The sequence below is a fragment of the Flavivirga abyssicola genome (assembly GCF_030540775.2).
Lineage (GTDB): Bacteria > Bacteroidota > Bacteroidia > Flavobacteriales > Flavobacteriaceae > Flavivirga > Flavivirga abyssicola.
This window is the reverse complement of the sequence record NZ_CP141266.1, coordinates 1,454,208-1,468,241: the sequence shown is the minus strand read 5'-3', so window position 1 is coordinate 1,468,241 and position 14,034 is coordinate 1,454,208. Positions and strand designations below refer to the sequence as shown.

General features: G+C 32.2%; 9 protein-coding genes. 6 read left to right on the top strand and 3 right to left on the bottom strand.

Annotated features, from left to right (window positions below; translation table 11 throughout):
- Positions 1 to 26: 26 nt before the first annotated feature.
- From glmS to Q4Q34_RS06000, 3 genes are all read right to left on the bottom strand, one after another.
- The gene (gene glmS / locus Q4Q34_RS06010; RefSeq protein WP_303316357.1) at positions 27 to 1,874 is read right to left on the bottom strand and encodes a glutamine--fructose-6-phosphate transaminase (isomerizing); all 1,848 of its coding nucleotides are present in this window, start codon (positions 1,872 to 1,874) and stop codon (positions 27 to 29) included.
- A 143-nt stretch (positions 1,875 to 2,017) separates the two neighbouring features.
- Complete coding sequence (locus tag Q4Q34_RS06005) at positions 2,018 to 3,724, bottom strand: DUF4270 domain-containing protein (RefSeq protein ID WP_303316356.1); 1,707 nt, start codon at positions 3,722 to 3,724, stop codon at positions 2,018 to 2,020.
- Between the two features lie 25 nt (positions 3,725 to 3,749).
- Positions 3,750 to 4,559 carry a glycogen/starch synthase gene (locus tag Q4Q34_RS06000; RefSeq protein ID WP_303316355.1) on the bottom strand — a complete coding sequence of 270 codons (810 nt, stop codon included), beginning with the start codon at positions 4,557 to 4,559 and terminating at the stop codon, positions 3,750 to 3,752.
- A gap of 199 nt (positions 4,560 to 4,758) precedes the next feature.
- Here Q4Q34_RS06000 and panC point away from each other — a divergent pair, with 199 nt between their 5' ends.
- The 6 genes from panC to Q4Q34_RS05970 all read left to right on the top strand — a co-directional run bounded on the left by panC (position 4,759) and on the right by Q4Q34_RS05970 (position 13,857).
- Positions 4,759 to 5,610: a pantoate--beta-alanine ligase gene (panC, locus tag Q4Q34_RS05995; RefSeq protein ID WP_303316354.1), complete on the top strand. Its 852-nt coding sequence runs from the start codon at positions 4,759 to 4,761 to the stop codon at positions 5,608 to 5,610.
- Positions 5,611 to 5,623: 13 nt separating this feature from the next.
- Positions 5,624 to 5,974, top strand: a complete 351-nt coding sequence (gene panD, locus Q4Q34_RS05990; RefSeq protein ID WP_303316353.1) for an aspartate 1-decarboxylase — start codon at positions 5,624 to 5,626, stop codon at positions 5,972 to 5,974.
- Positions 5,975 to 6,000: 26 nt separating this feature from the next.
- Positions 6,001 to 6,939, top strand: coding sequence for a lysylphosphatidylglycerol synthase transmembrane domain-containing protein (locus tag Q4Q34_RS05985; protein ID WP_303316352.1), 939 nt, complete (start codon positions 6,001 to 6,003; stop codon positions 6,937 to 6,939).
- 77 nt (positions 6,940 to 7,016) lie between these two features.
- Positions 7,017 to 8,165, top strand: a complete 1,149-nt coding sequence (locus Q4Q34_RS05980; protein WP_303316351.1) for an alpha/beta hydrolase — start codon at positions 7,017 to 7,019, stop codon at positions 8,163 to 8,165.
- A 61-nt stretch (positions 8,166 to 8,226) separates the two neighbouring features.
- On the top strand, positions 8,227 to 9,585 hold the full coding sequence (gene radA / locus Q4Q34_RS05975; protein ID WP_303316350.1) for a DNA repair protein RadA: 1,359 nt from the start codon (positions 8,227 to 8,229) through the stop codon (positions 9,583 to 9,585).
- A 360-nt stretch (positions 9,586 to 9,945) separates the two neighbouring features.
- Complete coding sequence (locus tag Q4Q34_RS05970) at positions 9,946 to 13,857, top strand: LamG domain-containing protein (RefSeq protein ID WP_303316349.1); 3,912 nt, start codon at positions 9,946 to 9,948, stop codon at positions 13,855 to 13,857.
- Positions 13,858 to 14,034 lie beyond the last annotated feature (177 nt).

Genomic DNA, 14,034 nt, shown 5'->3' with positions numbered 1-14,034 from the left:
ATGATAATAATTTATAATGATAATTATTATTCTACGGTAACAGATTTAGCCAAGTTTCGAGGCTGATCTACATTTTTACCTAACATCACAGCGATGTGATAAGACAATAATTGAAGTGGTATGGTAGTTAATAGCGGAGAAAGTGATTCTAAAGTTTCTGGTACTTCAATAACATGGTCTGCCAATTCTTTAACCTGAACATCTCCTTCGGTTACAATACCTATAATTTTTCCTTTACGGGATTTTATTTCTTGAATATTACTTACTACTTTTTCGTAATGCCCTTTTTTTGTAGCGATGACTACAATAGGCATATTTTCATCAATTAAGGCAATAGGGCCATGCTTCATTTCGGCCGCAGGATAACCTTCAGCATGAATATAAGAAATCTCTTTTAGTTTTAAAGCGCCTTCTAGTGCTACAGGGAAATTATATCCTCTTCCTAAATACAGAAAATTACTAACGTCTTTGTAGATTTCAGAAATTTTTTGAATATGGGCATCAGATTTTAAAGATTCTTCTACTTTTTTAGGAATCATTTCTAATTCTAGTAAATGATTACGGAAATCTGAACTGCTAATAGTTCCTTTTGCTCTTGCTAATCTTAAAGCTATTAGGGTTAAAACTGTAATTTGAGTTGTAAAAGCTTTTGTGGATGCAACACCTATTTCGGGACCAGCATGTGTGTATGCTCCTGCATGAGTTTCTCTGGCAATAGATGAACCAACAACATTACAAACACCAAATACAAAAGCACCTTTAGATTTTGCCAATTTAATAGCAGCTAAAGTATCGGCAGTTTCTCCAGATTGAGAAATAGCTATGATAACATCTTTTTCTGTAATTATAGGGTTACGGTATCTAAACTCAGAAGCATATTCCACTTCTACAGGCATTCTTGCCAAATCTTCAAATATATATTCTGCTACTAAACCCGCATGCCATGATGTACCACAGGCTACAATTATAATACGATCGGCATTTAAGAATTTCTTCATATTATCTTCTATGCCAGCCATTTTTATAATAGCTTCTTGTCTGAGAAGTCGACCTCTATAAGTGTCGGTAATTGCTTTGGGTTGTTCGTGAATTTCTTTCAGCATAAAATGATCAAAACCACCTTTTTCAATTTGCTCTAAATTTATTTGAAGCTTTTGGACATAAGGATCTACCAAAGAATCATCTTTAATTTTTCTAATTTTTATGCCTTTATGAAATCTAATAATGGCCATTTCTTCATCTTCTAAATAAATGGCATCTTTAGTATATTCTATAAAAGGAGAAGCGTCACTTGCAATAAAAAATTCATCTTCACCAATACCAACAGCTAAAGGACTTCCTAAGCGAGCAATAACAACTTCTTCTGGTTTGTTTTTGTCGAATACAGCAATAGCATATGCGCCGATTACTTGATTTAAAGCAATCTGTACTGCTTTACCAAGTTTTACGTTCTCTTGCTTTTTTACATCTTCAATCAAATTAATTAATACTTCAGTGTCTGTATCTGATTTGAAAGTGTAACCTCTAGATATTAGCTCTTTTTTAAGGGACTCATAGTTTTCAATAATACCATTATGAATGATAACCAATTCACCAGAATTTGAAATATGAGGATGTGAATTTACATCATTAGGAACACCATGTGTTGCCCAACGTGTATGTCCTATACCTACAGATCCGTTTTTAGTGATTTCTTTTTCAACACGTTCTTCTAAATCAACTACTTTTCCTTTGGTTTTAGAAACTTTAAGGTCATTACCGTCAAATAATGCAATACCTGCACTATCATAACCTCTATACTCTAAACGTTTAAGCCCTTCTACTATAATTGGATAAGCTTCTCTGGGGCCTATGTATCCTACAATTCCGCACATAAGTAATTTTTTTTGTTAGGTTTAATTTTTAGATCGAGCAAATATGTAAAATAAATCTCAAATAGTGATTATTAATTACATAAAGACAATAGTTTATCCGATGAAATTCATCTTAGTAAAAATTTTCTGCACAAAAGTATCTTTTAGTTATCTTCTGGATCTGTAAAAAACACCTGTAATTTCATTCTTTTTTTTGCTGGAGCAACACTTTCAGCACTTCCGTGTAAAATAGTTCCTCTTGGTGATAAAATAGCTGCAGCTGGAACTGCAGTAACACCATCATCATTACTATTTAATATTTCAGCGTTGTTGATGTAATTAACATTAGTAGATAATACCAGTCCTATTTTTGTGTTTGTAGAGTCTCTTAATAAAATATTATTTAAATGTTGGGTAAGACGTATTTTATATTTTTTATCGGTATCTCGTTGCCCTAAATGAAATATTCTAGAACTTAGAGGCGATTGAGTATTCTCTGTTTGATCAGTTTCATAATCAGCAATAATGCTATTATTTGCGATATCATAAGCATAAATCCTGTCATATTTATGATAATCTTCTTCATCTTCACCATGAGAGGAAATAGTCAATGATTGGTCTTCGTAAATAATTAATTGAGCCTCATTAATAAGTTTTTTTAGCACAAAGTTTCCTGTTGTGTTATCTTTTAGGTACCCACTTTCGTCATCAGGATCAGATATTCTAAAGTCATCTATAAAATCTTCCAGAGCATCGGGGGTATTATCACCATCAGCATCTTCATTACCAAATAAATCTACAACAGCCATGGAGCCTTCTGCACCTTTTAAATAAAGTGTTTCGTCACCTAAATTAGGATCTCCGTCGGCGAATGTTGTAGTGTAATTGTTAATAAAGGTGTTAAGTTTATTTCCACCTCTAAAATTAAGGGTATATGCATCTTGTGTTCTGGAATTCTCTTCTCCTTTTGAATAGTGTATGGTTATATTAGCATCTGTAGAATTGATATCTAATAAAATCATATTCCCTTGTCCACCTATAGCCTCAGCTTTAAGATATAAACCTCTAAAATAATCATTAAAATTACTGGCATTACTTAGTTCAGGTCGTCCTTCGATATCTATAAATGTAGTTTTCCAAAAATTCTTAGTATCCTCAGTATCATCAAGAAATGTTCTAAGAGCAGGAACGCCTCTTGATGTAACTTTATCTGCACCTTCTCCAACGCTAGTTTTTATAGCTTCAGCACTAGGTTTAAATGTAAAATCCTGTAACAAAATCCCTTTATGGTCATCAAAATTTATAGTATTATTTTCTGTAAAAGCAGAATTGTCAGTTGGACCTACACCATTATTACTACCACCATTAGAGAAATAATTTTGAGGGCTATTAGGTGACGTTGGATTGAAGCTTCTTAAAAAATAATTATTATGATAAATAGATAATTTTATTTCTGAATCTCCATATAAAGAATCTTTTATAGAATATATATTACCATCAGTATTTGTGCCAATAATCTTACTGAAATATGGAATACTTAAAACAACAGAATCTATAACAGGATCCACTCCAAAAGCTGGGTTAAATGACGTTGGGGTTACTTGAGTAACAATGCTAGCAATGGTTTGTCCAAATTCTGGGTCGTCGAAAAAGCCAAGCAGATTTGAGCTCAAATTGTTAATTTGTAACGCATTAAGTTTTTTGTTATATGCAGATACAGGAACATCCATTGAATCTGTGAGAAAGTTTGCATTTCCTTTTCCTAAAACATCACTTTCTATGACACTAAACTCTTTATCGCAAGCAATAAAAGATAATGTAATTAATAGAAAAACTATGGAAAATTTAAGGGCTTTAATCGTCTTTTTCATATATGTGCTAAATGAATATGTTAGGTTAACTTAAAACGCTGGTATTTAAAAATGTTGTGTAAGCTTCACCAAATTCATCTTTGTTTTTGTATTCTAATACAGGTTTATTAGATGCTTCTAAATATGATTTTAAATCTTCAGGAATACTTTCCGATCCCTCAATTAGTGCATCGGAATAATCAACAGCAACTTTCATCAAGTTATTATATGTTGGTTCTTCTAGTACACTAACGGCATCTTCATTAATATTGTCAAATTTAATCTTATTAAGCATATCTTTATTTAATGTATTGTTAAAACTTTGATTGTAAATCGAAGTAACAATTTTGCTTTCATTGAATAAAGGTTCGTCTTTATAGAATTCTTTTAAATATAACGGCAATAATGATGCCAACCAACCATGTACATGGATAACATCTGGAGACCAATTTAATTTCTTAACGGTCTCAATAACACCTTTAGCAAAGAAAATAGCACGTTCGTCGTTATCTGAAAATAGTTTACCATCTTCATCTGTTAATGTCGCTTTCCTTTTAAAGTATTCATCATTATCGATAAAATAAACCTGGATACGCTCTTTAGGTATAGACGCTACTTTAATAATAAGAGGCATGTCTAAATCATTTATCACCAAGTTAATACCAGATAGCCTTATAACTTCATGTAATTGGTGCCTGCGTTCATTTATGTTTCCGTATCGAGGCATGAATATCCTTATTTGACCGCCTTGTTGATTCACTAATCTAGGTGCCTCAAAGGACATAGAAGAGATTTCGGTTTCTGGTAAATAAGGAACTACTTCAGATGATACGTATAATATCCTCTTATCTTTCATATGATTGTTTTTGTTGACTTTTTACAGTCGAATATAACTAGCAATTAATGGCCTTTTTTTAAAGAGAAATTTTGTAAAGCTTATTTTTTCGATAGTATTGCTTTTGAAAATTCAAAATAAAAAACACGCAAAAGTACAAAATTTTATGCAAATTGGTTGTAAAATCTTAAGTTTGCAAGCGTTAATTTTTTATTAAAAGGTGGAATTTTACTCAGAAAAACAACAAATTACGGCTGCTATTGATGCTTTTAAAACAAAACAGCTAACCATTGGATTAGTTCCTACTATGGGTGCTTTACACGAAGGCCATTTACAATTAGTTAAAAAAGCACTGGATAATAATGATAAAGTGGTTGTTAGTATTTTTGTTAATCCCACACAATTCGATAATAAAGAAGATTTAGAAAAATATCCAAGAACGCTTAAAAGCGATATGGATTTGCTAGAAACTGTTAGTAAAGATAGTATCATAGTTTATGCACCTACAGTTGATGACATTTATGAAGGCAATATGGTGTCTCAAAAGTTTGATTTTGATGGATTGGAATTTGAAATGGAAGGTAAATTTCGTAATGGACATTTTGATGGTGTTGGTACTATTGTAAAACGTTTTTTCGATATAGTTAAACCACATAACGCATACTTTGGAGAGAAAGATTTTCAACAACTACAGATTATAAAAAAATTGGTAGATAAATGTCATATTCCAGTTAATGTAGTTGGATGTGAAATTTATCGAGAAGCCAGTGGTTTAGCAATGAGTTCTAGAAATACACGATTAAAAACAGAGTATAAAGAAGCTGCTCCTTTTATCTATAAAACTTTAACAATTGCCAAAGAACATTTTGGCACAAATAGTGCTAATAAAGTATTGAAATGGGTTGAGAATCAGTTTGCAGCGCATAATTTATTAGAATTAGAATATTTTATTATTGCAGATGTTGAAACTTTAAAACCAGTAAAGCGAAAATCAAACAAAAAATTGTATAGAGCGTTTATAGCAGTATATGCAGATGATATTAGACTTATTGATAATATCGCACTAAATTAATTATCTTTGCCACATGCAAATTCAAGTAGTAAAATCTAAGATTCATAGAGTTAAATGCACAGGTGCAGAACTCAATTATATAGGTAGTATTACCATAGATGAAGATCTAATGGAAGCTGCCAACATTATACAAGGCGAAAAAGTTCAAATTGTTAATAATGACAATGGTGAACGTTTAGAAACGTATTGTATTCCAGGACCACGTAAAAGTGGTGAGATTACACTTAACGGTGCGGCCGCTAGAAAAGTTTCGGTTGGCGATACATTAATCTTAATTACTTATGCCTTTATGGATATTGAAGAGGCTAAGGGTTTTAAGCCGTCTTTAGTCTTTCCAAATGAAGCAACTAACCTATTAAAATAAAGGTTTTGAACCACAAGATAAAAAGAATGCTAAAAATTACGCTCCCATTATTACTGGGAGTTTTTTTAGTCTGGTATTCATTATCAAAAGTGTCTGTTGAAGAATTACTAGTTTATGCCAAAAATGCAAATTATACATGGATTATTCTAGGTATGTTTTTAGGACTTTTAAGTCATTTATCCCGTGCTTATCGTTGGCGTTTTCAATTGGAACCCATGGGTTACAATATTAGATTAGGTAACAGTATTATGGCTGTATTTGCTACTTATTTAATAAACTATACCATCCCAAGAGCAGGAGAAGTGGCCAGAGCTTCTATACTTACCAATTACGAAGATGTACCTTTTGAAAAAGGTTTTGGAACTATTGTTGCCGAACGTATAGCAGATATGATAGTTATGCTAGGTATAATTGCGGTTACACTTTTTCTTCAATTTGAATTCATATATGGGTTTTTAATTGAAAAATTCAATCCAACAAAAATTATAATTGCACTGACTATAGGAGTTTTACTGGTTTTTTTCTTTTTAAGATATATAAAAAGGAGTCACTCTAAAATAGCTTTAAAAATTAGAGGGTTTGTTAATGGATTAATAGAGGGAGCACTTAGTATCTTTAAAATGAAAAAGAAATGGGCATTTATTTTTCATACGCTTTTTATATGGGCAATGTATGTGCTTATGTTTTATGTAACATCTTTTTCTATAGAAGAGCTACATGGTATTTCAATGGGAGCTATTTTAATAGGTTTTATTTCTGCAAGTTTTAGTATTGCAGCAACAAATGGAGGTATAGGCTCGTATCCTTTGGCTATTTATGCAGCCTTTTCAATTTTCGGAATTTCCGAAGAACCAAGCATTGCTTTTGGTTGGATTATGTGGGCATCCCAAACACTTATGATTATTGTTTTTGGAGGTATCTCACTAATTTATTTGCCTATTTACAATAGAATTAAGTCTAAATAGATTTCAGTTGCAGTCTGTTTGAATTGTTATACCTTATTTATTACCTTGCCAATATTAAAAACTCAAATCATTTTAAAATGAAAAAAGCAGTTGTTTTCCTTTTATTACTTTTTGTTTCTTTAAACCTAAGAGCGCAAGTTAAATACGAAACCATTCAATCTTCTAAACTTGGAGAAGATCGCGAATTAAAAATTCAATTACCTAGAGGCTATAAAACAAACACTGATAAAGCCTATCCGTTATTTATAGTGCTAGATGGCGATTATTTATTTGAAGCTGTTGTTGGAAATGTAGACTATTACTCCTATTGGGAAGATATGCCAGAATCTATTGTTGTTGGAATTAACCAGATTGATAAACGATTTGACGATTGTATGTATTCCGAGCAAAATTCTTTACCAATTGATACAGGAGCTGCTTTCTATGAGTTTATAGGGTTGGAGCTTATCCCGTATATAGAAAAAAAATATAGAACAACTAACTTTAAAGTTGCTGTTGGTCATGGAGAAACAGCTAATTTTATTAACTATTTTATATTAAAGCCACAGCCATTATTTCAAGGCTATATAACAGTTAGTCCAGAATTAGCACCCAATATGATAGACTATCTTCCAGAACGTTTAAGTAAACTAGAGTCTAAATTATTCTATTATTTAGCAAATACTAAAAATGATCCTGGTTCTATAAAGGAAATGACAGAAGCCTTGAATAAAGACCTTTCTGCTATAGAAAATGACAATTTATTTTATAGTTTTAATAGTTTTGAAACCCCCTCTCATTACTCAGCACCTTTACATGCATTGCCAAATGCTATTGAAAATATTTTTAAAGTGTTTCAGCCTATTAGTAAAAAGGAATATAAAGAGACCATACTTGAATTAGAAACATCTCCCGTAGAATATTTGGTTGAAAAATATGAAACAATTAATGACGTATTAGGGATAGAAAAGAAAATTCTAATTAATGATTTTAAAGCTATTTCGGCGGCTATTGAAAAAACAGAACAGTTTGAGTATTATGAAGCACTGGGCAAAATGGCTAGGGATGAATATCCAGACACGCTCTTAGGAGGCTATTATTTAGCTCGTTTTTATGAAGAAATGGGAGAACCAAAAAAAGCGATGCGTACCTATCAAACAGCTTATACTTTAAAAGAAATTGCAGGCATTTCAAAAGACTTATTGATTGAAAAAATAGATTTAATTAAAGAAGATTTTGGTTATTAATATTAAATGAGCCTCAAAATAATTCACTTTTCATGCATACATTTAAAATTCAACTGATATAATGGCAATAGTGAAGACGACTTTTTTTTGTCAAAACTGTGGTACTCAATATGCAAAATGGCAGGGGCAGTGTAATGCTTGCAAAGAATGGAATACTATTGTTGAAGAAGTTATTCAAAAGCCAGAAAAAAACGATTGGAAAACCCCAACCACTACAGTAAAAAAAGCATCCGTTCCTTTACGAATTAAAGATATAGATGTTTCTAAAGAACCACGACTTGACACCTATGATGGTGAGTTTAATCGTGTGCTGGGAGGTGGTATAGTGCCAGGGTCTCTAACTTTACTTGGAGGAGAGCCTGGAATTGGTAAGAGTACACTATTACTTCAAATCTCATTAAAACTGCCTTATAAAACCTTATATGTTTCTGGAGAAGAAAGTCAGAAACAAATAAAAATGAGAGCGGAACGTGTTAACCCAAATAACAACAACTGTTATATACTAACAGAAACAAAAACACAAAACATATTCAAACAAATCGCTGCGCTTCAGCCAGATATTGTTATAATTGACTCTATACAAACTTTACATAGTGATTATATTGAGTCTTCTTCGGGAAGTATTTCACAGATAAAGGAATGTACCACAGAACTTATAAAATTTGCAAAGGAAACAGCTACGCCGGTTTTATTGATTGGTCATATTACTAAAGATGGACATATAGCCGGACCTAAAATTTTGGAACACATGGTGGATACTGTGCTACAGTTTGAAGGAGACCGTAACCACGTATTTAGAATTTTAAGAGCCCATAAAAATCGTTTTGGTTCTACTAATGAATTGGGTATTTATGAAATGCAAGGTTCCGGACTTCGAGAAGTTACTAATCCATCAGAAATTTTAATTTCTAAAAAAGATGAGGAATTATCTGGAAACGCTATAGCAGCTACTTTGGAAGGCATGCGTCCGCTAATGATAGAAGTGCAAGCTTTAGTAAGTACAGCAGTTTATGGAACACCACAGCGTAGTGCAACTGGTTTTAATGCCAAACGTCTTAATATGTTATTGGCTGTTTTGGAAAAGCGCGCAGGATTCCGATTAGGAGCAAAAGATGTGTTTTTAAATATAACAGGAGGTATAACTGTCGATGACCCTGCTATTGACTTGGCTGTTGTAGCTGCTATACTATCTTCTAACGAGGATACAGCATTGCAAAAGGATTTTTGTTTTGCTGCTGAAGTTGGTTTATCTGGAGAAATTCGGCCCGTACAACGTATTGAACAACGTATTTTAGAAGCTGAAAAATTAGGATTCTCCTCTATTTTTGTATCAAAATACAATAAAATTTCCCTGAAAAATACAGTAATTAAAATTCAACTTATCTCTAAAATTGAAGATTTAGTTGATATTCTTATTTGATTTTTTGGTAATTTAAATATGCTCTAAAAACACAAATTGTACGTTTTGTCGTATTTTTTATTCATTTTGTCTGATTTTTATTAGTTTTTGTCGATTTTTTGAATTAATATTGTGCTGTATTTAATACGTACTATAAGATTAATGATTTCTAACTAGCGATTTTGTTAATTGAAATACTTTTCCCTCACTAGTAATTTTGATTTTATTACAAATAGCTGTGTAATATTTTAATAGCGGCATATAAATAGTATGCATTTCATCGATATTATTGTATTTGATAGAAAATTTTTAATTTTTAACGAAAAAAATACATAACTGTTTGAATATAAGATAATTTCGATTTACCCAAATCTATTAATTATGAAAACAAAACTACTTTTTAGCCTATTTATGGTTTTTTGTGTGTATAATTATTCTATTGCACAAGATTCTGATGGAGATGGTATAGATGATTCAGTTGATATAGATGATGATAATGATGGGATTATTGATACTTACGAATGTTCTGCATCTATTCAATTTAACAATGCGTCATTACTAACAGCTACAGATTTAAGTGATGTAAAAGCTGGCGAAAAAGTAGTGTACTCTAATGCATTGTATTTTCAAAATCAATATTATGATATTGTTCTTACGATCATTACCATTAATGGTTCATATACTGTAGATTGTAATAATGAGCTAAGGGTAAGTACTTTTGATTCTAGTAGTGATGATTATGTAACCTATTCTTTTGATTTGGTTGAGGCAGGAAGTGCAACACCGGGAAACCCTATTGGTACCCCAACAGTTCTGTATGATATCATTTTAGAGTCGCGAGATATTGATACCAGATATTATAGAGATTTTACAGAAATAGCAGGGTTTAATCCCTCAACGGTAACATCAACAGTAACAGCATCTTTAAGCGCTACAACTAATTTGGAGCAAGCAGGATTTATTAATAATCCAGACCCTGCGAATTATACGTTGTACAGGTTAGACCCTACAATTGTTGCCCCGAATACAGATTGGACTTATGAACCAGATGATGGAGGTACGAATGGTGACGATCCAGATTTTTACTTATATATGGAGTTTGATATGTTTTCCCATGTTGATTTATTATATGGAGTAACAGGAACACATACCAATACAGGTGTTAGATTAACGAATTTTGGAGTAAGTTCTAAATGTGATTTTGATGATGATCTTCTTTTAGATACTGTAGATATTGATAGTGATAATGACGGTATTCCAGATAATGTAGAAGCACAACCTACAATTGGTTATATCCCACCAAGTAATGTAAGTAGTAGTATTACAGATGTTAATAATAATGGGTTGGATGATGTTTATGAGTCTGCTATGGGAGGTACCGATTTAAATCAATTGGAAGATACAGATGGCGACGGATTAAAAGATTATTTAGATAGTGATACAGATAATGATGGCACACCGGATATTCAAGAAAATGGCCAAGCAAATACACTTAACAGCATCGATATTGATAATGATGGACTAGATGATAATTTTGATTCGGTAACTGGTTTTCTGGACATTAATGATGAAGTAACCATCGGAGATGTTGCAGATCTTACAACTTCTTTTGGCGATGTTGATAGCGATGCCACTTTAGGTGGAGATTTAGATTACAGAGATTTATTTGATATTAACCCACCGCCAATTGCTTCTATAGATTTTGATGGAATAGATGATTATTTATCCAGAACATCATTTATAGACGGGTTAGATGATGTAACAATAATGGCTTGGGTAAAATCTGATTCTGGGAATGCTACTAATATGACTATTGCGGGAGAAGATATAGGTTGTAAACTATGGTTACAAAACGGAAATATGCCATCATTTACTACTAAAACTGCTGGAAACGCACAAGAGACTATAAGTTGCAGTGCTATTAATTTTGATGAATGGCATCATTTAGCTGCTACTTATACTAGTTCTACAGGATTGATGCAACTATTTGTTGATGGAACATTATTAAGTTCTACAAATGTTGCAAGTACAGGAGCTGCTATTGAGAATACTGAAGACTCTAACGGAAACTTTGAAGTTGGTAGATTTTCAAGTGATGTTACTAATAAAGAATATTTTAAAGGAGATATTGATGAGGTTAGAGTATTTGATGTTGTGTTAACATCAGAACAATTAAAAAAGATGGTGTATCAGGAAATTGAAAATAATTCTGGAAATACCATAGGTTCTATTGTCGGAAAAAACATTGAAGATACATCGACAAGTAATATCGTTTCTTGGACAAATTTGATAGCCTATTATCCGATGACAAATATCAAAAAAGGGACCACCTCAGATTATTCAAGTTATGATAAAGAATTATATATAAATTATATTACAACCATTCAAGATCAAACAGCTCCAATGCCTTATATTACCTCAAATAATGGTAATTGGACTACACAGTCCACATGGCAGCATGGTGATGTTTGGGATATTGAAAATACAGCTAATAATAAAGATTGGAGTATTATAAAAATAGCAAGCAATGTATCAGCATGTCACTCAATTAAAACTGCAGGTTTAATAATTGATTCTGGTAATACTTTTACAGTTCACAGTGAGAATTTTGTTGAAAACTCATGGTATTTAGAATTGAATGGAACCTTAGATTTGGAGGATGATTGTCAATTAATACAAACCGAAAATAGTGATTTGGTAACTTCTGCAACTGGCAAAATTTTAAGACGCCAAGAAGGAACTTCAAATGCTTATAGGTATAACTATTGGTCATCGCCAGTGGGAACAATAGGTGTTACAAGTTTAACAGATAATAATGGGTCAACCAATAATACTAATAATACAGCTTTCAATTTAAATATGCTAAAAGATGAGTCTGGAGTTAATTTTTCTTTTACAACAGCCTATGACGAAGCTGGAAAAATTAGCACCTACTGGTTATATACCTTCAAAAATGGTTTAACATATTGGAATTGGGCTGCCTTTTCCCCAAGCACCCCGTTAGAAGCGGGTGTGGGATACACTCAAAAAGGAACGGGAAATGCAGGTTTAGAGCAACAATATATATTTGAGGGAAAACCAAATAACGGCACTATACTAGTAAATGTAACCGATGTTGGAGGAGCAGGATCAGTGACATCCGTGTCAAAAACAGAATACTTATTAGGAAACCCGTACCCTTCAGCTATAGATATTCATAAATTCATAGATGATAATGCAGGTGTTATAGACGGTACCTTACAATTATGGCAACAATGGGCTGGTAATTCACATCGTTTAGATCAGTATAAAGGCGGTTACGCCCAGGTAAATAAATTGGGATCTGTTAGAGCTTATCAGTTTGTTGGAATAGAAGGAGCTCACAATGGCTCACAGGATGGTACTATAACACCATCAAGATACCTTCCGGTAGGTCAGGGTTTCATTACAGAAATAGTTGCAGATGGTACTGTAGAATTTAATAACAGTCAGCGTATATTCATAAAAGAATCCGATGCAGATGGCACCTATAATAATGGGTCTTCATTTCTTAAATCAAATACAAAATCCAAAAAAGATAGCAGCACAGCAAAAAATAGTGAAGTAGACAATAATAGTCATGTGATGAAAAAAATTCGACTAGAATTTAATTCAACATCGGGACCAGAAACAAGAAGAGAGTTGCTTTTAGGTTTTAGTGAAACGACCACAGATGGATTCGATTATGGATACGATACAGAAAGTGATGAATCTACCAATAATGATTTTAATTTAAGTTTAGAAGGCAAGAATATGAATATGCAAGCATATAGTGCCATTACTCCTGATAAAGTAGTACCGTTAAATTTTAAATCATCAGGAGATAATTCATTTGAAATAAGAATAACAGAAACAGAAAATTTAGAAGACGATCAAGAGGTCTATTTAAGGGATAATTTAACAGGAGATTATTTTGAGCTAACAACAAAGGAAGTGTACAGTTTTAGCTCAGAACAAGGGAAGTTTAATAATAGGTTTGAAATTGTTTTCCAAAATGAAGCAAAGACCTTGAGTGCAGAAGAAGCTACATTTACAGAGAATTATGTTTATTATCATAATAAAACGAACACCTTATTTGCTAAAAAGTTAACGAGTGGGGTTAAAAAAATGGCTTTGATTAGTATGAGGGGTCAAACAGTTTTAGAAATTGAAAATGTACCAACAGAAAGTTTAGAAAATGGATTTAAGTTTAACAATATATCAACAGGTGCTTATATCGTTTGTTTAAGAACAGAAACGAATGAAGTGCTTACCAAAAAGATAGTTTTTAATTAGTTTAGTTTTTTCGTAAAAGTGGAAAAGAGCCAAAATATTTGTTTTGGCTCTTTTTGTTTGCAAATAGTTGGCGTATTAGTTTTTTTAGTTAAAGGTGTTAATACTTCATTATAATTAATTGATTTCTCTTCAATTTAATCCGCTATTTTTCTCAAAATTCCTTAAATTCGCATCCTT

Coding starts and splice junctions, on each gene's coding strand:
- Q4Q34_RS06000 (WP_303316355.1), bottom strand. CDS start 4,559: ATGAAAGATAAGAGGATATTATACGTATCATCTGAAGTAGTTCCTTAT.
- Q4Q34_RS06005 (WP_303316356.1), bottom strand. CDS start 3,724: ATGAAAAAGACGATTAAAGCCCTTAAATTTTCCATAGTTTTTCTATTA.
- radA (WP_303316350.1), top strand. CDS start 8,227: ATGGCAATAGTGAAGACGACTTTTTTTTGTCAAAACTGTGGTACTCAA.
- panD (WP_303316353.1), top strand. CDS start 5,624: ATGCAAATTCAAGTAGTAAAATCTAAGATTCATAGAGTTAAATGCACA.
- Q4Q34_RS05970 (WP_303316349.1), top strand. CDS start 9,946: ATGAAAACAAAACTACTTTTTAGCCTATTTATGGTTTTTTGTGTGTAT.
- Q4Q34_RS05985 (WP_303316352.1), top strand. CDS start 6,001: ATGCTAAAAATTACGCTCCCATTATTACTGGGAGTTTTTTTAGTCTGG.
- Q4Q34_RS05980 (WP_303316351.1), top strand. CDS start 7,017: ATGAAAAAAGCAGTTGTTTTCCTTTTATTACTTTTTGTTTCTTTAAAC.
- glmS (WP_303316357.1), bottom strand. CDS start 1,874: ATGTGCGGAATTGTAGGATACATAGGCCCCAGAGAAGCTTATCCAATT.